General features: G+C 40.6%; 19 protein-coding genes. 18 read left to right on the top strand and 1 reads right to left on the bottom strand.

Annotated features, from left to right (window positions below; genetic code table 11):
- Positions 1-34: 34 nt before the first annotated feature.
- From ACN6KS_RS26810 to ACN6KS_RS26775, 8 genes are all read left to right on the top strand, one after another.
- Positions 35-1,045, top strand: a complete 1,011-nt coding sequence (locus ACN6KS_RS26810) for a cation diffusion facilitator family transporter (RefSeq protein ID WP_440960834.1) — start codon at positions 35-37, stop codon at positions 1,043-1,045.
- A 73-nt stretch (positions 1,046-1,118) separates the two neighbouring features.
- A complete protein-coding gene (locus ACN6KS_RS26805) occupies positions 1,119-1,439 on the top strand; it encodes a metal-sensitive transcriptional regulator (protein WP_042131123.1) in 321 nt (106 codons plus the stop codon).
- Positions 1,440-1,548: 109 nt separating this feature from the next.
- Entirely contained in the window at positions 1,549-1,785 is a 237-nt protein-coding gene (locus ACN6KS_RS26800) for a glutaredoxin family protein (protein ID WP_094871082.1), read from the top strand.
- A gap of 105 nt (positions 1,786-1,890) precedes the next feature.
- A complete protein-coding gene (locus tag ACN6KS_RS26795) occupies positions 1,891-2,220 on the top strand; it encodes a four-helix bundle copper-binding protein (protein ID WP_094871080.1) in 330 nt (109 codons plus the stop codon).
- Positions 2,221-2,422: 202 nt separating this feature from the next.
- Positions 2,423-4,855, top strand: a complete 2,433-nt coding sequence (locus ACN6KS_RS26790; protein WP_440960833.1) for a heavy metal translocating P-type ATPase — start codon at positions 2,423-2,425, stop codon at positions 4,853-4,855.
- Between the two features lie 27 nt (positions 4,856-4,882).
- The gene (locus ACN6KS_RS26785) at positions 4,883-5,509 is read left to right on the top strand and encodes a nitrite reductase (RefSeq protein WP_440960832.1); all 627 of its coding nucleotides are present in this window, start codon (positions 4,883-4,885) and stop codon (positions 5,507-5,509) included.
- A 233-nt stretch (positions 5,510-5,742) separates the two neighbouring features.
- Positions 5,743-6,741, top strand: a complete 999-nt coding sequence (locus ACN6KS_RS26780) for a globin-coupled sensor protein (protein ID WP_280787954.1) — start codon at positions 5,743-5,745, stop codon at positions 6,739-6,741.
- 146 nt (positions 6,742-6,887) lie between these two features.
- Complete coding sequence (locus ACN6KS_RS26775; RefSeq protein WP_094871072.1) at positions 6,888-7,232, top strand: dihydrofolate reductase family protein; 345 nt, start codon at positions 6,888-6,890, stop codon at positions 7,230-7,232.
- A gap of 62 nt (positions 7,233-7,294) precedes the next feature.
- Here ACN6KS_RS26775 and ACN6KS_RS26770 read toward each other — a convergent pair whose 3' ends face one another.
- Positions 7,295-7,465, bottom strand: coding sequence for a hypothetical protein (locus ACN6KS_RS26770; protein ID WP_156113190.1), 171 nt, complete (start codon positions 7,463-7,465; stop codon positions 7,295-7,297).
- A 192-nt stretch (positions 7,466-7,657) separates the two neighbouring features.
- On the opposite strand from ACN6KS_RS26770, the gene ACN6KS_RS26765 reads away from it, so the two are divergent.
- From ACN6KS_RS26765 to ACN6KS_RS26720, 10 genes are all read left to right on the top strand, one after another.
- Complete coding sequence (locus tag ACN6KS_RS26765; RefSeq protein WP_143812152.1) at positions 7,658-8,467, top strand: CPBP family intramembrane glutamic endopeptidase; 810 nt, start codon at positions 7,658-7,660, stop codon at positions 8,465-8,467.
- 135 nt (positions 8,468-8,602) lie between these two features.
- Positions 8,603-10,990 carry an ATP-binding protein gene (locus ACN6KS_RS26760; protein ID WP_440960831.1) on the top strand — a complete coding sequence of 796 codons (2,388 nt, stop codon included), beginning with the start codon at positions 8,603-8,605 and terminating at the stop codon, positions 10,988-10,990.
- Positions 10,968-11,624, top strand: coding sequence for a response regulator transcription factor (locus ACN6KS_RS26755; RefSeq protein WP_440960830.1), 657 nt, complete (start codon positions 10,968-10,970; stop codon positions 11,622-11,624). The genes ACN6KS_RS26760 and ACN6KS_RS26755 overlap by 23 nt, the downstream gene beginning before the upstream one ends.
- Positions 11,625-11,687: 63 nt before the next feature.
- Positions 11,688-12,215 (top strand): DinB family protein, encoded by a 528-nt coding sequence (locus ACN6KS_RS26750; protein WP_094871066.1) that lies wholly within the window; start codon positions 11,688-11,690, stop codon positions 12,213-12,215.
- A 16-nt stretch (positions 12,216-12,231) separates the two neighbouring features.
- Positions 12,232-12,375, top strand: coding sequence for a hypothetical protein (locus ACN6KS_RS26745; protein WP_179283668.1), 144 nt, complete (start codon positions 12,232-12,234; stop codon positions 12,373-12,375).
- Between the two features lie 164 nt (positions 12,376-12,539).
- Positions 12,540-14,501 carry an ABC transporter ATP-binding protein/permease gene (locus tag ACN6KS_RS26740; RefSeq protein WP_094876916.1) on the top strand — a complete coding sequence of 654 codons (1,962 nt, stop codon included), beginning with the start codon at positions 12,540-12,542 and terminating at the stop codon, positions 14,499-14,501.
- 27 nt (positions 14,502-14,528) lie between these two features.
- On the top strand, positions 14,529-15,197 hold the full coding sequence (locus tag ACN6KS_RS26735) for a response regulator transcription factor (RefSeq protein WP_094871063.1): 669 nt from the start codon (positions 14,529-14,531) through the stop codon (positions 15,195-15,197).
- The gene (locus ACN6KS_RS26730; RefSeq protein ID WP_440960829.1) at positions 15,198-16,523 is read left to right on the top strand and encodes a sensor histidine kinase; all 1,326 of its coding nucleotides are present in this window, start codon (positions 15,198-15,200) and stop codon (positions 16,521-16,523) included.
- 49 nt (positions 16,524-16,572) lie between these two features.
- A complete protein-coding gene (locus ACN6KS_RS26725; protein ID WP_440960828.1) occupies positions 16,573-17,127 on the top strand; it encodes a GNAT family N-acetyltransferase in 555 nt (184 codons plus the stop codon).
- A gap of 77 nt (positions 17,128-17,204) precedes the next feature.
- Positions 17,205-17,531: an ArsR/SmtB family transcription factor gene (locus ACN6KS_RS26720; RefSeq protein WP_094871057.1), complete on the top strand. Its 327-nt coding sequence runs from the start codon at positions 17,205-17,207 to the stop codon at positions 17,529-17,531.
- Positions 17,532-17,551 lie beyond the last annotated feature (20 nt).

Raw genomic sequence — 17,551 nt, 5'->3', positions numbered from 1 at the left:
TACTATCTTGCTGAAGGTAAATAGGAGGTAAATCATGAATAAGAACAAGAATAATCACAACCCTCAGATTGAACATGTAGACGTGCAACACTCCGATCACGATCACAGCGATCACAATCATTCCCATGCAGGACACGATCATTCCCACGGACCTCACGGTCATCATCATTTTGATCCTAGCGGAAACAAAAAAGGACTAATGATTGCATTAATAATTACGGTAGGAATTATGTTTTTGGAGTTTTTTGGCGGACTGGTCACTAACAGCTTAGCGCTGCTATCGGACAGTGGGCATATGCTAAACGATGCAAGCTCTTTAGCATTAAGCCTAGTGGCGGTCTGGTTTGCAACTAAACCTGCATCTCCCAATAAAACGTATGGATTCCATCGGTTTGAAATTCTAGCGGCACTATTGAACGGGGTGACCTTATTTGTAGTTGCTGGTTTTATTATCGTGGAAGCTTATGGTCGATTCTTTGAGCCGCCTACGGTTGCAAGTGGTTCTATGATGCTGATCGCGTGTATAGGTCTACTAGCCAATGTTGCTAGTGCTTGGTCTCTTATGAGAAAAGGGGATGTAAAGAATAACATTAACCTTCGCAGCGCTTATCTACATGTGCTTGGCGATGCTTTGGGCTCGGTAGGGGCTATTGTTGCGGGTTTAGTTATGATGATTTTTGGCTGGTATATTGCCGACCCAATTATAAGCGTAGTAGTTGCTCTATTAATTCTTAGAGGCGCTTGGGGAATCATCAAACATACCGTTCATGTTCTTATGGAAGGTACACCGATTACAGTCAATCCAGCTGAGGTGAAGGCAGTTTTAGAAAATATCGAGGGCGTTATAAATGTTCACGATCTTCATATTTGGACAATTACCTCAGGCCTTGATTTACTAAGCTGTCATCTCTTAATCAAAGATCAGGAAGATGATCAACGTATTTTGCAGCAAGCCATTCAGTTAATAGCGGAAAGCTTCAAAATCCAGCATACTACTATTCAAATTGAGACATCGGTGATATCCCATGAAATGATGAAAGTCTAATTATATTTTATATTTTGAATAGATTAGGGAGGGTATAGTATAATAAAACCATATGGAAAGGAGTGATTGGTGCATGGAAGATCATACGCACGAGCACGAATCATGTAGCACGGGTGAACGGAAAAGTCATCACTCTGAGAAGACTAAAAAGAACCTGGTTAGCCGACTCAATAGAATTGAAGGACAAGTGAGAGGGCTAAAGGGATTAATTGAGAAGGACACCTATTGTGATGATGTGCTGCATCAAATCTCTTCAGTCCAATCTGCTTTGAACGGCGTAGGGAAACTTTTGTTAGAACATCATATGAAGAGCTGTGTCGTGGAACGAATTCAAGATGGTGAAAATGAAGTGTTAGATGAGTTATTAATTACTATCAATAAATTAATTAAATAAATTGATAATAGAAAGGATTCGTTGGAATCCTTTTTTTATTTAGATTCATATATAGTGTAGGGGGGTATACTAGTGTTGTTAGGAGATATACTGAAGGAGGACGACCCATATGAACGTAGAGGTATTTACAACACCGACTTGTGAGGATTGCAGAAATTTTAAAAAGTTCTTAAGTGAGCATCATATTCCATTTTCTGAATTTAATATTGCAGATCATCCTGACCATGCAGATACGTTATTTAATCGAACTGGAAAAAGGCTGGTTCCTACCATTTTCATTAACAATCAGGTATTTTTCGGATTTGTGTTCAATCGTCAAGAAATTGAGAAACAGTTACTTGTCTAGTGTTTAGTTCCGGATAATTTCTTTGAGCATGATAAGTTAGCTCACGATTGGGTATATATAGAGTAGGGGACTATACTAAATTACATCCTGAGAGGAGCTTTTATGATGTCACATCAAAACTATAAAGCGTGTATTGAAGAGTGTTTAAAATGTATGGTAGCTTGTAATCACTGTTACTCATCTTGCCTGGAGGAAGATCATGTAGCAATGATGAAGGAGTGCATTCGCCTGGATCGTGAATGTGCAGATATATGCGGATTCACTGCGCATGCCCTTTCAATGAATAGTAAATATGCCAAGGCCTTATGTTTAGCTTGTGCAGAGGCTTGTGAAGCTTGTGGCAACGAATGCCAAAAACATGACCATGATCATTGCCAGCAATGTGCAGAAGCATGTTTTGCCTGTGCGAAAATTTGCCGTGAAATGGCCGCTTAACTCAGTAGGACTCTCTTCAGAGAGGATTCATGAAGGAGTTTTCTCAGAAACAGGATTTCTGTTACTGAGAGGACTCCTTTTTAAGTGTTTGGTGTATAGCTTGTCGCTTGACATAATATAGGGTAGGGGGGTATACTAATGTCTAGAAGAGGAAGATACAAACAATAGAAATCATCACAAAAGTGGAAGAGGTGTTTATATAATGACTACTGCTGCGGCGGGACAATCACAAACTTCATTACAAATCACAGGGATGACTTGTGCTGCTTGTGCAAACCGCATAGAAAAAGGCTTGAACAAGTTAGAAGGTGTAACAGAAGCCAACGTAAACTTTGCAATGGAAAGGGCTACAGTGACTTATGATCCGAGTATAGTGGACGTAAGTAAAATGGAAGCAAGTATTCAGAAGCTCGGGTATAGCACGGCTAAAGAAGCTGTAGATTTACAGCTTGTAGGTATGACATGCGCTGCTTGTGCATTGAAAATTGAAAAGACTCTGAATAAGCTACCAGGTGTAAGCATAGCCAACGTGAACTTTGCGATGGAAACAGCACATGTCGAATATAATCCCGTTGAAGTTTCTGTATCTGATATGCAGCAGCGGGTGGATAAGCTTGGATACAAGGCTGTTCTCAAACAAGAGCAAGGTGATCCAGCCAAACAGCGACAACAAGATTTAACCAAGCAAAAACGCAAGCTTCTAATCTCCGCGATTCTATCCTTTCCATTACTGTGGGCTATGGTGAGCCACTTTTCGTTTACTTCGTGGATTTGGCTGCCTGACCTTTTTATGAATCCATGGTTCCAATTGATTTTGGCAACACCAGTTCAATTTTATATTGGTAAACAATTTTACATCGGTGCTTATAAAGCAATACGTAACGGCAGTGCGAACATGGACGTTCTAGTTTCCCTTGGGACCTCGGCAGCGTTTTTTTACAGTTTGTACCTAACCATAGTTTGGGCTGCAAATGGTGGGAGCGCGCATCATGGACCAGAAATGTATTATGAGACGAGTGCAGTATTGATTACCCTGGTTCTAATGGGAAAATTGTTCGAATCCTTGGCAAAAGGACGGACATCTGAAGCTATTAAATCCTTGATGGGACTGCAAGCCAAGACAGCTTTAGTTGTCCGTGACGGTGAAGAATTAAGCATCCCTGTAGAGGAAGTTATTACTGGTGATATAGTACTTGTTCGTCCAGGGAATAAAGTACCTGTAGATGGTGAAGTGCTGGAAGGGATCTCGTCGGTAGATGAATCCATGCTGACAGGGGAAAGCCTTCCTGTGGAAAAGAAAGCCGGAGATTCCGTCATTGGAGCGACGATTAATAAAAACGGTATGCTTCGAATTAAGGCCACAAAAGTAGGGAAAGAAACCGCTCTTGCGCAGATTATTAAAGTGGTAGAAGAAGCGCAAGGTTCGAAAGCTCCTATTCAACGGGTCGCAGATGTTATCTCCGGTATTTTTGTTCCTATTGTTGTTGGGATTGCCGTTATTGCATTCCTGGTGTGGTACTTCATCGTAACACCGGGTGATTTTGCAGGAGCTCTGGAAAAAGCAATCGCCATTCTAGTTATCGCTTGCCCTTGTGCCTTGGGTCTGGCTACACCAACCTCCATTATGGCTGGTTCCGGACGTGCAGCTGAACTGGGAATCCTGTTCAAAGGCGGAGAGCATTTAGAGCAAACACATAAAATTGACACGATCATCTTAGATAAAACAGGTACAGTAACAAAGGGGAAACCCGAGCTTACCGATATTTTGGTCGAAGGTAATGAGACAGAATTTCTTAGACTGGTGGGTGCAGCTGAGAAGAATTCAGAACATCCACTGGCAGAAGCTATTGTCGCAGGCATCTGGGAAAGAAATATTGAAATGCCAGCGACAGACTCTTTTGAAGCGATACCGGGGTATGGGATTAAGGCTGTCGTGGAAGGCAAGGAGCTGTTAATTGGTACTCGGCGTCTCATGGACAAATACGGCGTAGAGGCAAGTCATGCTTATAACATCATGTCTACTTTAGAAGAATCCGGTAAAACAGCAATGCTTGTGGCTATAAATAAAGGGTACGTGGGTATGGTAGCTGTTGCGGACACCATCAAAGAAACCTCTCAGGCTGCTGTCAGTCGCTTGAAAGGAATGGGCATCCAGGTCATCATGATTACCGGAGATAATGAACGTACGGCAAAGGCCATCGCAGCTCAAGTTGGCATTGATCATGTACGCGCTGAGGTGCTTCCAGAAGGAAAAGCGGAGGAAGTGAAAAAATTACAAGCGCAAGGAAAGATAGTAGCTATGGTTGGCGATGGCATTAATGATGCTCCAGCCCTTGCAACTGCAGATATTGGGATGGCTATCGGTACCGGTACGGATGTGGCTATGGAAGCAGCGGATGTTACTTTAATGCGAGGCGATCTATCCAGTATTCCTGATGCCATCTACATGAGCCGTAAAACGATGACTAATATTAAACAAAATCTATTCTGGGCACTTGGCTACAACTCACTTGGCATCCCAATTGCAGCACTTGGTTTCTTGGCTCCATGGGTAGCGGGTGCGGCAATGGCTCTCAGTTCGGTTTCCGTTGTTCTTAATGCACTACGTCTGCAACGTGTGAAGATCCGTAACTAAATGGTTAGAGGAATGGAGACGGAGATCTTGGGTGAGGTCACGAAAATTGCAATTGCGCCTCCAATTCAAGTGGGGGGAAGCCTGTTTACGCCAGCGCAGCTTGCTACAATAGGAGCTATTCTAGGGACGAATGCAAAAATTGAAATGACATCTTTTAAACAGCTTTATTTGGAGGTTCCTCTGGAACAGCGTAAAGAGATCGTAGAACAACTTGAGCTTCTAGGCTTGGAAGTATATTCAGCTGGTTTTGTCACGAAAAGCCTGATTGCCTGTAATTTCTGCAGAGGGGCTGAGGAAGCAGGTCTGGCAGTTGCACAGAAATTAAATCAGTCCATAGCAGGGATTGAAACACCTATGCCACTGAAGATTGGTTATGCGGGCTGTGCACTCGGTACTAGTGAGCCTTTGCTGAAAGACATTAGCGTTGTCAAAATGCGTAATACCTATGAGATTTTTGTTGGAGGAGAACCGAAAGGGCTTAAAACTTCGATTGCACAATCCCTTAGGTCAGGGCTAAGTGAAGATCAAATCATTCCAGTAATTTTATCATTGATTAACTACTATAAGGCCAACGCTAAAGGCAAAGAGAAATTCAGGAAATTCATTGACCGGATGACGATAGAATTACTGCAACAAGTTGTTGCTGTGGGGTAAGGTTATAATGTTAAGAGGGGCTTCCTTTACAGGAGCTCCTCTTTTTTGTGTGATCTAAGAATAATGCTACGAAATGCAAAGTTTGTAAAATTAATAAACTATTTAAGTAAATAAAGTGTTAAAATTTATAAAAATAATACCTTTATTATCAAGATAAATAGATGCCATAGGGGATGGCATGGAAGATGCGATGATCATTATATAAACAAAATGAGAGGGAAGTTGACCAAATTATGATCAATCTTAGTTTAGAGCGACAACAGCAAATTAGCTATATTGGGATTACTGAGGCTGATTTAAATGTATTGAAAGGGAAGGAAAAAGAATTCAAGCAAATCGTAAGCTCCCTTGTAGATGAATTGTATAAGCAGATGATAGAGGAGCCTGAGCTACTCCATATCATTGAACAGCACAGTACACTTGATCGATTGAAGGAAACGCAGCAGTGGTATTTTTTATCCATGGCCTCGGGTGTGATTGATGAAGCCTTTATTGAAAGACGCCTGCTTATAGGTAAAATTCACTCGCGTATTGGTCTGACAACGAATTGGTATTTGGGTACTTACATATTATATTTAGATCTCGCTACAGCTTATTTTGAACGGATATTACCGACTGATTGGAAACCCGTCATACATGCATTAACCAAGATGTTTAATCTGGATTCACAGTTGGTTCTTGAAGCCTACGAAGTCGATGAAAAAGCAAAAATAGAAAATTTATTGGAAAAGCAAAACCACTTGCTTACAGGTGTTAGTTCTGCGGTTCAAGAATTAGTATCCTTAATGGTTCAACTGAAAGATAGCAGTGAATCCATCGAGGAATTAGCTAGTAAGAATGCTGATTATCAAGAGAAAACACATCAAACTGTGTTATATCTCGACAAAGAGGTAGAGTCTATTCATCAAGTGGGTACAATGATTAGGGAAGTGGCTGATCATACGCATCTTTTGGGCTTAAACGCAGCTATTGAAGCAGCAAGAGCAGGGGAGTACGGAAGAGGTTTCGAAGTCGTCGCGAATGAAGTACGCAAGTTAGCTCGCCGCTCTAAAGATTCAATAGGAACGATTGATGAGAAGCTGAATAATATCAACTCCACACTGTCCAAGGTAAAAAAAGAATCAGAACACAATTCCATGTATTCCAGAGATCAGGTGAAGGGCTCTCAAGAACTGGCTTCCTTCGTGAATCTGATTGAAAAAGTGACCGTCGAGTTAGAAAACTTGAAATAATCAAGAATGTCTTATATTGCGGATCGAGTGTTAAGTACTCATTTCTGGTACAAGGAGTGATGAGTGTGCCTGTAGATTATCATGAACAAGATGCAGAAAATTCATCTAGAAAGATTCTAGCAGGATTAGGGTGACGATTTTTACCCATGGCAAGATTCCTGAACCATTCTGACAAATATCTGGTCCCCAGTACGATTACGGAGGACATGCTCGAATGGCAACCTGCAAGCCTGATCAAGGGCAATCTCTTCGAGGAGATAATGAAGCTAAAGCAACAGCCTGAAAAGAACATTCAGATCCCTGGTAGTCCGAAATTAGTCAGATCCCTATTACAAAATGGATTGTTAAATGAGCTTAGGCTTAATATCTGTCCCGTAGTCGTTGGCTCTGGATTGCGTCTTTTTGACGAGATCACGAATCAAGTCCCACTTCATCTTGTGGACTCAAAAGCTTACAGTAACGGTGTAGTAGGCTTAACGTATCGCATATAATCTTTGAAATGAAACACTCCTTCAGAATATTCTGAGGAGTGTTTTTTGTTTAACAGTGCGGTTTAGACGTCGGTTTTGGAAACACCGTTTAAGCTGGGAACATAATCGGCAGCTTTATCGATGTTAACCATCTGAGCCGCTTCATTAAAATTATTGTTATTCTGTGCATTGTTTTTCTTACTTGGTTGATGTTTGCCTGGTTCACCTTTGGGACTGGCGTTATTTTTTGGCATGACATTCACCTCCATATTCTCCCCATAGTATGAGAAGGTAGTTTGAGTTTTATGCCAGATGAGGAGGTGTTGAGGTGCACCACCGCAAAAGACTTGCGGGTTTAACGGCAGTTATTTTCGGTGAAATGACCTGGCTTCTATTGTAGAATTGGATTATATAGGAAAAACAGGCGTTTAATTATAAAAAGGTAGGTGAGAATATTGCTCTCTGACAAGAAACAATCTCTTCTATTTATTATTATGGTGTGGGCAATGGCACTTGGGATGCTGCTACTCCCAGAATCAGCACAAGGTCTGTACGGTTTTACCCCGTTGCTCACAGTATTTCTCATGATGTTCTTGATTGTACGCGATGGTTATCGTGCTGAGGGCTGGAGAAGGTTAGGTTTCAGATTTAGAGGTGGAAAAGAATACATATTGGCTTTGGTTATTCCCTTAATTTCACTGGGAGCGGGTTATGCTGTCTATTGGACAGGATGGGCATCAAGCTTGAATCCTCCAGATTCATGGATCAAGACGGCTATATATTTGGTCGTTTATATTGTTCTGGGTTCGCTATCTGCATTGGGGGAAGAAATAGGATGGAGGGGCTGGCTGCTTCCGCGCTTTCAATGGATGGGAAGAGTTAGTTCCAGTATCACAATGGGTTTTATCTGGGCAATATGGCATTATCCCGCGATTCTTGGCCCACGTGCCTATCATTCTTCAGGGAACCGCTGGCTTGTGTTGACCCTGTTCACTTTATCCGTTGTATTTGCGGGAATTATTATTAATGAACTGCGTCTGACCTCTGGCAGTATATGGCCGGCAGTGCTTTTACATGGAACTAATAATGCTCTAGATAGTGTGTTGCGCAATATTACTTCGAGTTCATCACCGATGCTAGAGTATGTAGCTGGAGAGAGTGGTTGGGTCCCGGTAATTTTATATGGTGCTGTAGCAGTTTGGATTCTGAATCGAAACCTCAGGATTAAACGGCAGCCGATCAGTTTAGCGCAATAACTCTTGCGTTCGTTTATAAATGAAGGAATATCATGCATAAAAGTATATTATTCCCTATTTAATTCATTTAAGATAGTAGAGGATACATGATCTGAATTACAAATATGTATAATTTTGTTCTTCCGGGGGATTCAAATGAGAATGAAACTCCGTTATTTTTTCATATCAGGGTTACTATGCGTTTTTGCCTTTCTTATCATTCATTTTGTGGGAATCATTCACTCCAATATCTTACTTGAAGTTGGCCTGGAGCAGAATGAACAAGGACAATATTATATCGCAGAGGTCGACGTTTCCAGTGAGGGCTATAAGCAGAATTTACGGGAAGGGGATATTTTAGTAGCGGTTAATGGAACACCGATTGAAAAAGTGGATGGACCGGTGAGATACGGAAATCTCACGCAAGTTCAATCCATTGATCTCCTCCGTATTTCTAAAGAGGGTATCCTGATCGCAGAACATTATGATATCAAGAATAAATTGTCGGTATATCATACGTTCACACAGCTTGTAGTACCTGGAGCAACCTTTGTTTTTTTGATGGTGTTAAGTCTTCTTTTATACCGTAGAAAAAATGGAGAACGCGCAGCTGAACTGCTGATTTTGTTCTTTTTATTGGTGGGAGTGACGTACTTCGCCGGATATGCCTCAAGCAGATCAGATCTCATCGGTAGAATTACTATGAGTGGCTTACTACCTTTAATCCCGCTGGTGTTTATCCACTTTGTCCAAGTACATCTGAAAGGATTTAATGTTCTATTTCTTTCTAATTTTCTTATCAAGACATCCTACGGATTCGTCATTTTACTTGGTATGGTTTCAAGCTTTAGTTTAGTTATTTACTCCTGGGATAGAGCCTTATATTCCTTTATGCGTCTAATTATTATTGGTTTTTTTGTTGTAGGCATCTTATACAGCATATTTAAGCTGCTCTATGTATACATCAATTATCGGAGCACAGCACTTAAATCGATGCTTAAAATTATGCTAACCGGACAAATCCTTGCGTTTACACCATTTATTTTTCTTTCAGCTGTGCCGATAGCTTTTGGGATCGACTTGATTCCTTACGAAATCACTACGATTTTCTTGTTTTTAATGCCAGTTACCTATTTTTATCTGCTCACTGCTAAACAGCTATTTGATATTGATTTCGCTTTTAGTCGATTCAAATATGATCTGTTCATTGCTTTCATTCCGGCGCTAATCATTGTGGTAGTACTGGCGATCATTCAGAGTAGGCCGGAATATGATTGGATCAAATGGGTTCAGATGTTTTTGGTGGTGTATTTATCGATTACGACTTTCTTATTTTTTAAGGAGAAAATAGATCATTATTTCCGGCCTAAGCTGGTCCATGAACTTCATCATTATCAAGGGAGTTTGGAACGATTCTCTAAGCAAATCTCAAAGGTTATGAAGGTATCTGATTTGGAAGCTGCACTCAACAAGGAGATCAATGAGATTTTACCGGTTAATCGGTTGGCTTTTTTTGAGATAGATGAGGATGAGAATTTGCATAGTCTCGAGCCAATCGTGGATGATTCTGGCCAAGACATCTATATACAATTTGTATCACAATACCCTGTTCTTAAAGTAGGGGAGGTCATTCAACTTCAGCAAGGGATCCTACTAGTGATAGGTCGCCATAAAAAGAGTGTTCATCTCCTATGGATCGATCATAAGAAGAATCATATCAAGACGAATAGGGATGAGCTAAATTGGTTAAACACCATCGCAAACTATGCAAGCATCGTCTATGAGAATTTATATCTGATTGAAGGTCTGATTGAAGACCTTGAAGCTGAAATGAAAAAAGAGCAACATGGGTCACCCTGGGTTCTGCGCCTGATTTTTAACTTGTCAGAGAATGAGCGAAGAAAGCTGGCGGCAGATTTACACGATTCTGCTCTTCAAGATCAACTTATTTGGCTTCGTAGGCTAGAAACGCTGATCTCCGATCACGACATTTCAAAAGAAATCTTACCGGAGCTGCTTCAGATCAAAGAGGGGCTGTTGGATGTTATCTATCAGATCCGGGAGACTTGCAATGAACTGCGTCCTCCGCTTCTTAGGGAAGCTGGGATTGTGAAGGCGCTGGAAATTTTATTTGAGTATGCTCAGCTGCAGTCCAATTATTTTATTAGCTTTACATCAAATCCGATAGGCGAGTTAAGTGATGAATTGGTGATAGCTCTTTATCGAATTGTGCAGGAACTTCTGAGAAATGCCGGGAAGCACGCCAAGGCAAATCAGATTGAGATTGAACTGGAACAGAAAGAGCAGCTCTATTTCCGTTACAAGGATGATGGAGTAGGAATGAATATCGGAGATATTAAAGAATCATTTCATCATATGGGCTTGTCCGGTATCAAAGAGCGTGTAGCGAGTTTAGAAGGAGAATGTAAGTTTAACTCGGAGAAGGGTAAAGGGTTGGAGGTTACTATTTATTTACCGACAATGACACTTGTAGAGGAGAAAAATAGAGGAGGCGATGACGATGATACGTATCTTGTTGGTTGACGATCATCCTTCAGTTGGAGAAGGAACCAAAAACATGATTGAGCAGGATGCTGATATGGAGGTAACCTTTGTTTTGTCAGCAATGGAAGCTTTCGATAGGCTGGAGCAGCAAGGATTTGATGTGATATTATGCGATCTTAATATGCCTACCATTAGCGGACTCGAATTCACCAAAAGAGCCGTTCAGCGTGATCCCGAATCTAAAGTAGTGATATATACCGGATATGAAATCAGTGCGCATTATAACCTGTTGATAGAGTCAGGGGTTACAGGATTTATCTCTAAGACAGCTTCCAGAGAACAGTTGTTAAATATCATTCGTTGTGCACTAAGAAATGAGGCTGTCATTCCAGTAGCTTTACTAAAGCAGCTGCGCAGAAGTGATATCAAGATATCCAGTAACCGGGATAATCAGTTCATTGAAGAAGTATCTATTAATCAAAAAGAACAAGAGATACTCCAAGAAGTTGCCAGTGGAAAAAGCAACAAAGACATAGCCAGCAAACTTTTAATGTCACAAAGAACTGTGGAGTATAACTTGACGAGAATCTTTGAGAAGCTGAGTGTACACTCCAGATCCGAAGCTATCGTGGAGGGAAAACGGCTGGGACTTGTTAGAACGGAGCAATTTTGAACTGGACAAATACATAGTCTTGTTAAATTTACAATTTCGAAGATATGAAGGAGAGATCACACTATGATCGACATGGACAAAATATATCTGATTACAGATATCCCCGGTTATTCACCGCAAATTAGTCGTCTTTTATCCATGATGAACTATGCCAGACACACAACACTACAAGCCGTTGCCGGTCTAACAGTGGAACAACTGGACTACTTATTGGACTCAGAAAGCAACTCCATTGGAGCGTTATTATCACACTACGCTGCGGTAGAATATGCGTATCAAGTGGCAACGTTTGAGGGAAGAGATTTGTCTGAGGAAGAATTAACCATATGGGGGCCAGCGTTAAGCTTAGGTGACGAAGGGCGAGCAATGATTAAAGGGAATGATCTTAACTATTATTTAGACCGTTTAAATGAAGTAAGAGAAAGAACGTATGCATTGTTCGCAAACGTTGATGATGACTGGTTATATACAGAAGAGGAATTCTGGCATAACAAACAGGCGAACTACTATTTCATGTGGTTTCATGTATTCGAAGATGAAATTAATCACAGAGGCCAAATTAGATTGTTACGAAAAAGAGCGCTAGCTTAAAGAAAGGGGAACATGAATGGAGTTCATAGAGAAGAGTATTAAGCCTTTATTTAACAAGTATCCGTTGTTCTCTAAATTTATCTTAGCAGTGCTAATCTTTGATATCGTTTATTACGCAGGTAAAGAAATTGGGCGAATTGCCTATTATATGACTCACTAATTTCTTATAGATCAGGACAAGACAACCTCAGTTATTGAAGGTTGTCTTTTTTCGCTGCAAATCATGAAAGTCTCCAGTTCATTATCAGTTCACATAAATTTGTTAGGATAGGCAACATCAAAGACAGAGAAAAAGAGCGTGACCCAGGAGAGGAAGAGATCGGAATGAACATATTAGAGGTTAAGAATGTTAAAAAATCGTATACTTTGTATGGTAAGGAAAAGGTTCCAGTACTCCATGATGTGAATTTAAGCTTTGAGACAGGTGAATTTGTTTCCATCCTCGGTGAGTCTGGTTGCGGAAAGTCCACACTAATGAATATCATTGGTGGAATGGACTCTGATTATGAAGGCGATGTCCTTGTTCGCGGGAAGAACCTAAGCAAGATGACCGAAAAGGAAATGGATGACTATCGCAAAAACAACATCGGCTTCGTATTTCAAAACTTTAATCTGATTCCACACTTATCCGTCTTGGAAAATGTTACGGTTGCGATGCAGATGACGAATACAAGCGAAAAGGAACGTAATAAGCGTGCTATAGAGATTTTGACGGAGGTAGGATTAAAGGATCATCTGAAAAAACGTCCGAATCAACTGTCCGGTGGACAGAAGCAACGGGTATCCATTGCACGCGCATTGTCGAACAATCCAGATATTATACTGGCAGATGAACCTACGGGTGCGCTGGATAAGGATACAGGGGATCAAATATTAGTCTTGTTGGACAGCATAGCGAAAAGAGGGATTTTGGTCATTACCGTGACCCACTCGCAGAAAGTAGCTGATTACGGTAGCCGTATCGTTAAGCTTGAAGAGGGATTGGTTAAAGACGATATTCATTTGAAGGAACGTTCCATGGCTACCTACAATGGTGGAGATGGTTCGGCTCGAAACCTCAGCTTAATGGCTTCTTTCAAAATGGCTCTTCAAAATATGAAGCTTAATGCCAAACGTAATGTATTGGTAGCATTGGGTGGTTCGATAGGTATTTTAAGTGTACTTTTGATGCTTTCCTTAGGAAATGGGATCACGAGCTATATTAATAATGAAATAAATTCAAGTATGGACCCTTTGCTGGTGGATATCACTAAGCCAAATCCAGAAGCCAAGGACATGAAGGGCCCAGAAGCGATGATGTTACCCGGCGTTACATTTACAAAGGCCGATGTTGAAACGATTCGTAACCTTCCAAATGTAGATCATGTAGAGTCCATAACAACCATTACAGGCAAATCTACTACGGTTTTTGGGGAACAAACGAGTAGTCTTACACAATTAACCACCTTAAACGATACGTTTGATAAAGCGACGATTAAAGCAGGGGCTTTACCGAAAGAAAATGAAGTATTATTACCAACGAAAATAGCGAGTCAATTAAGTGGAAATGACCAACCGAATGCTATGGTAGGGAAGTCTATTCATCTGTATATTAATGAAATGGATGCTAAACATAAACCGATCACATTGGAAAAAGAAATCACGGTCTCTGGTGTTTATGAAGCCACTGATCCAAGAGCGCAAATGTCACCAACAGGATATATTCCAACACAGACACTGGAGCAAATGTATACTGATAAAGGGATTACCATTGGCCCGATTCAGGTTAATGCTTTTGCAACGGATATGAAATATGTGAATGATATTAATAAAGCGGCTGTTGATGCGGGCTTCTCGGGCTCCCAAACGGCAAAAATCATGGAGCGTATCACAACTTATGTGGATATGGCTACGATCGTTCTATCTGGTATTGCGGGGATTTCGCTCATCGTATCAGGGATTATGATATTGGTTGTACTTTATATTAGTGTAGTGGAACGGACTAAAGAAATTGGGATCCTTCGTGCGATTGGGGCAAGAAAGAAAGATATCAAGCGAATATTCTTTTCCGAATCCGCATTATTGGGAATATTTAGCGGTGTCTTCGCCATAATCTTTGCAGCTATCATTAGCTTTGGCTTAAATATACTTCTGGAAAATGCATTTGGCGTAAAGCTTATTAACTTATCTGGATCTTATATCGTATTCGGATTAGTTGTAAGTACAGGGATTAGTATTATCGCTGGTTTGATGCCTTCATCGAAGGCTGCCAAGCTCGATCCGATGGAATCTCTACGATACGAATAAATACAATGTTGGAAAGGAAATTGATGTATGAGCACAATTCTAGTGGTTGATGATGATTCCCATATCCGCAAGCTAATCCGATTATATCTTGAAAAAAATCAGTTTTCCGTAGTGGAAGCGGAAGATGGTCAAATAGCATTAGACATTCTAGCTCATACAAAAATTGACTTAGTGATTGTGGATGTGATGATGCCGAATATCGATGGTATTGAACTGACAGAAGATATTCGATCTTATATCGATATGCCAATCCTGATGGTTACAGCCAAGGGAGAGTCTAAAGATAAAGTCAGGGGATTTAATGCCGGGTCAGACGATTATTTAGTAAAGCCGTTTGATCCCATAGAGTTGATTCTTCGTGTCAAATCATTATTGAAGAGATATCATGTAACACCTTCGAATGTTATTCAATTAGGGGAAGTAACGATTGATCTAGGGAATTTAATAGTCTCTAATGCCGATCAAATGGTTGAATTGAAAAAGAAGGAATGTGAATTGTTATTTGCTTTGGCGGGTTCGCCAAAGCAAATTTTCACACGGACTCAGCTTATAGAAAATGTATGGGGAATGGACTATGAAGGTGATGATCGTACGGTTGATGTGCATATTAAACGCTTAAGGGAACGTCTTGAGCCTATTCCTCAGGTCATTATTTCTACGGTAAGAGGACTTGGTTATCGACTGGAGCTAGCCTAGATGGTGAGAAAAAGTTTGCGTCTTCGAATCGTCGTTACGTTCATTGGTATTGTTTTAGTCAGTTTAATTATTTCCTTTTTTCTTTTTATGCAGTTTTCAGAAAAAAATAATACCCCAAACCATATGTTCATTAATATTGCTAAAGATATAGCTAAGGTGACAAATCTAATAGATGATCCGGAAAAAGTAAACGCATTTGCAGATCTGCTTAATCGATTTGGTGTTGATATAGCGGTTGTTAATGAGCCAAGTGAATCTGTTTTTTCATTAGACAAGGAGAAGGTTGCTACCTTATTCAAATCCAACACAACCGATGCGGTCTTTTTATCGGGTAGGGGCGGACTTGCTATCGTAGGGATTCCTAAGATAGATGATGGGAAAGGTGCTTTCATTATCAAGATTGATTTTTCATCGATTGTAAGAGGCTTGAGAATTACGCTTCTGTTTACACTATTAGCTGTACTAGTCATCGGAAGCTTGCTTATTTTGTTCATGTCCAGGTATATTGTGAAGCCTATTAAGAAGCTGACTGTTGCAGCTAAGGAAATGGCGTCAGGTAATTTATCTGTCCGATTGACCTATCGTAATAAGGATGAATTTGGTGAACTGATGGAGAGCTTTAATCGTATGGCAAGTGAGCTGCAGAAAATGGACTCAGTTCGTGATGATTTTGTCAGCAATGTTTCTCATGAAATGCAGTCACCACTTACATCGATTAGAGGATTTACAAGAGCGCTACAAGACGGTGTCATTCCATTAGAAGAGCAAAAAGAGCATCTGGATATTATCTATGAGGAAACCTTACGATTATCTAGGCTTAGTGATAATCTGCTCCGATTAGCCTCACTCGATTCAGAACACCATCCGGTTAATCCCACCACATTCCAATTAGATGAACAATTAAGAAGAACGATCGTATTAGCGGAACCACAATGGGCACGGAAAGATATTATGATTGAATTGGATTTATTGCCTTGCGAGATCACGGTGGATAAAGATTTATTTGATCAGGTCTGGCAGAACTTAATAAATAATGCTATAAAATATACGGGGCAAGAAGGTACCATTCATGTTGAAATTGAGATGAACGCGCAATTTGTGAAGGTATATATTAAAGATTCTGGAAAAGGCATTCCTGAGGAAGCACTTCCGCTTATCTTTGATCGATTTTATATGGTGGAGAAGGCGCGTAGCAGCGCTCTTAAAGGGAATGGACTTGGACTTTCCATTGTAACGAAGATTCTGAAAATACATGATTGTAGAATTGAAGTGGAGAGTAAAGTTGGAGAAGGAACACAGTTTGTTGTAACGATTCCTAGAACCTAAACCACATGAATAGCTAATGGGATAAAGCTAAAGGGAAACTTAGAGGGGGATGATGATGCAAGATCTAAATCCAATCTATTTACGCGAATTGAAGCAAACGGACTGGAGAGATGTTCATGCGTATTGTTCACAGGATCGTGTGTGTCGTTTTCAAGCCTGGGGCCCAAATACTCCTGATCAAACCCTTTCCTTTGTGAGTCAGGCACTAGATGACTCTCAAAAAGTTCCCAGAACTAGGTTCGCACAAGCCATAGTTGCAGTAGGAACTGAAAATTTGATCGGCATGGTTGAACTAAATATAAGAAGCCATACGGACAGAAGCGGTGAAATCGGCTATATTGTCCATCCTGATGTCTGGGGACAGGGAGTCGCTACAGCAGCAGCCGGACTAATGTTGAAGTTTGGTTTTGAAGAGCTGCATCTACATCGAATATACGCGACCTGTGACCCTCGAAATAGTGGATCATCCAAGGTGCTCACCAAGATTGGCATGACCTATGAAGGCAGATTAAGAGATGCTTTACTCATAAAAGATGGCTGGCGTGATTCTTTGATGTTCAGTATGCTGGAGCACGAGTGGTGTAAGCAAGACAATTTAAAATAAATTCTTGCTTCTCAATGTCTAGTTCATTACAATATAAGTATTCGCTTATATATATATTGGAAGGAGGAGAAGTAGGGATGCAATCACTGACGGATATTGCAGATGATTTGAAGCTCTTAGGAGATAAGACGCGACTGGCCATGCTATCACTTTTGAAAGAACGGGAATGGTGCGTGTGTGAATTCCTTGATATTTTTGATATATCCCAGCCGGCGATTAGTCAGCATTTACGGAAATTGAAGAGTCGAGGGATCGTGAAAGAAAGCAAACGAGGACAGTGGGTGCATTATTCATTAAATGTCGAGGATAAACCGCATCTTAGGGCTGTTCTTCAACAAATGCCCAGTTCAGCCGCGATATTGGCTAGTTTGAATAAAGAAGTTAAAGCACCTTGCTGTGACTAAAATATAGTTGTGGTTTTTTT

It is taken from the genome of Paenibacillus nitricinens, assembly GCF_052056485.1.
Taxonomy (GTDB): Bacteria; Bacillota; Bacilli; order Paenibacillales; family Paenibacillaceae; genus Paenibacillus_AQ; species Paenibacillus_AQ nitricinens.
Note: the sequence above shows the minus strand (reverse complement) of the source record. Positions and strands in the feature narration are given on the sequence as shown.

What these genes read in the sequence shown, in the direction of transcription:
- ACN6KS_RS26810 (WP_440960834.1), top strand. Translation starts at nt 35, where the DNA reads ATGAATAAGAACAAGAATAATCACAACCCTCAGATTGAACATGTAGAC.
- ACN6KS_RS26790 (WP_440960833.1), top strand. Translation starts at nt 2,423, where the DNA reads ATGACTACTGCTGCGGCGGGACAATCACAAACTTCATTACAAATCACA.
- ACN6KS_RS26805 (WP_042131123.1), top strand. Translation starts at nt 1,119, where the DNA reads ATGGAAGATCATACGCACGAGCACGAATCATGTAGCACGGGTGAACGG.
- ACN6KS_RS26760 (WP_440960831.1), top strand. Translation starts at nt 8,603, where the DNA reads ATGAGAATGAAACTCCGTTATTTTTTCATATCAGGGTTACTATGCGTT.
- ACN6KS_RS26730 (WP_440960829.1), top strand. Translation starts at nt 15,198, where the DNA reads ATGGTGAGAAAAAGTTTGCGTCTTCGAATCGTCGTTACGTTCATTGGT.
- ACN6KS_RS26755 (WP_440960830.1), top strand. Translation starts at nt 10,968, where the DNA reads ATGATACGTATCTTGTTGGTTGACGATCATCCTTCAGTTGGAGAAGGA.
- ACN6KS_RS26740 (WP_094876916.1), top strand. Translation starts at nt 12,540, where the DNA reads ATGAACATATTAGAGGTTAAGAATGTTAAAAAATCGTATACTTTGTAT.
- ACN6KS_RS26725 (WP_440960828.1), top strand. Translation starts at nt 16,573, where the DNA reads ATGATGATGCAAGATCTAAATCCAATCTATTTACGCGAATTGAAGCAA.
- ACN6KS_RS26775 (WP_094871072.1), top strand. Translation starts at nt 6,888, where the DNA reads ATGGCAAGATTCCTGAACCATTCTGACAAATATCTGGTCCCCAGTACG.
- ACN6KS_RS26720 (WP_094871057.1), top strand. Translation starts at nt 17,205, where the DNA reads ATGCAATCACTGACGGATATTGCAGATGATTTGAAGCTCTTAGGAGAT.
- ACN6KS_RS26795 (WP_094871080.1), top strand. Translation starts at nt 1,891, where the DNA reads ATGTCACATCAAAACTATAAAGCGTGTATTGAAGAGTGTTTAAAATGT.
- ACN6KS_RS26800 (WP_094871082.1), top strand. Translation starts at nt 1,549, where the DNA reads ATGAACGTAGAGGTATTTACAACACCGACTTGTGAGGATTGCAGAAAT.
- ACN6KS_RS26770 (WP_156113190.1), bottom strand. Translation starts at nt 7,465, where the DNA reads ATGCCAAAAAATAACGCCAGTCCCAAAGGTGAACCAGGCAAACATCAA.
- ACN6KS_RS26750 (WP_094871066.1), top strand. Translation starts at nt 11,688, where the DNA reads ATGATCGACATGGACAAAATATATCTGATTACAGATATCCCCGGTTAT.
- ACN6KS_RS26735 (WP_094871063.1), top strand. Translation starts at nt 14,529, where the DNA reads ATGAGCACAATTCTAGTGGTTGATGATGATTCCCATATCCGCAAGCTA.
- ACN6KS_RS26745 (WP_179283668.1), top strand. Translation starts at nt 12,232, where the DNA reads ATGGAGTTCATAGAGAAGAGTATTAAGCCTTTATTTAACAAGTATCCG.
- ACN6KS_RS26780 (WP_280787954.1), top strand. Translation starts at nt 5,743, where the DNA reads ATGATCAATCTTAGTTTAGAGCGACAACAGCAAATTAGCTATATTGGG.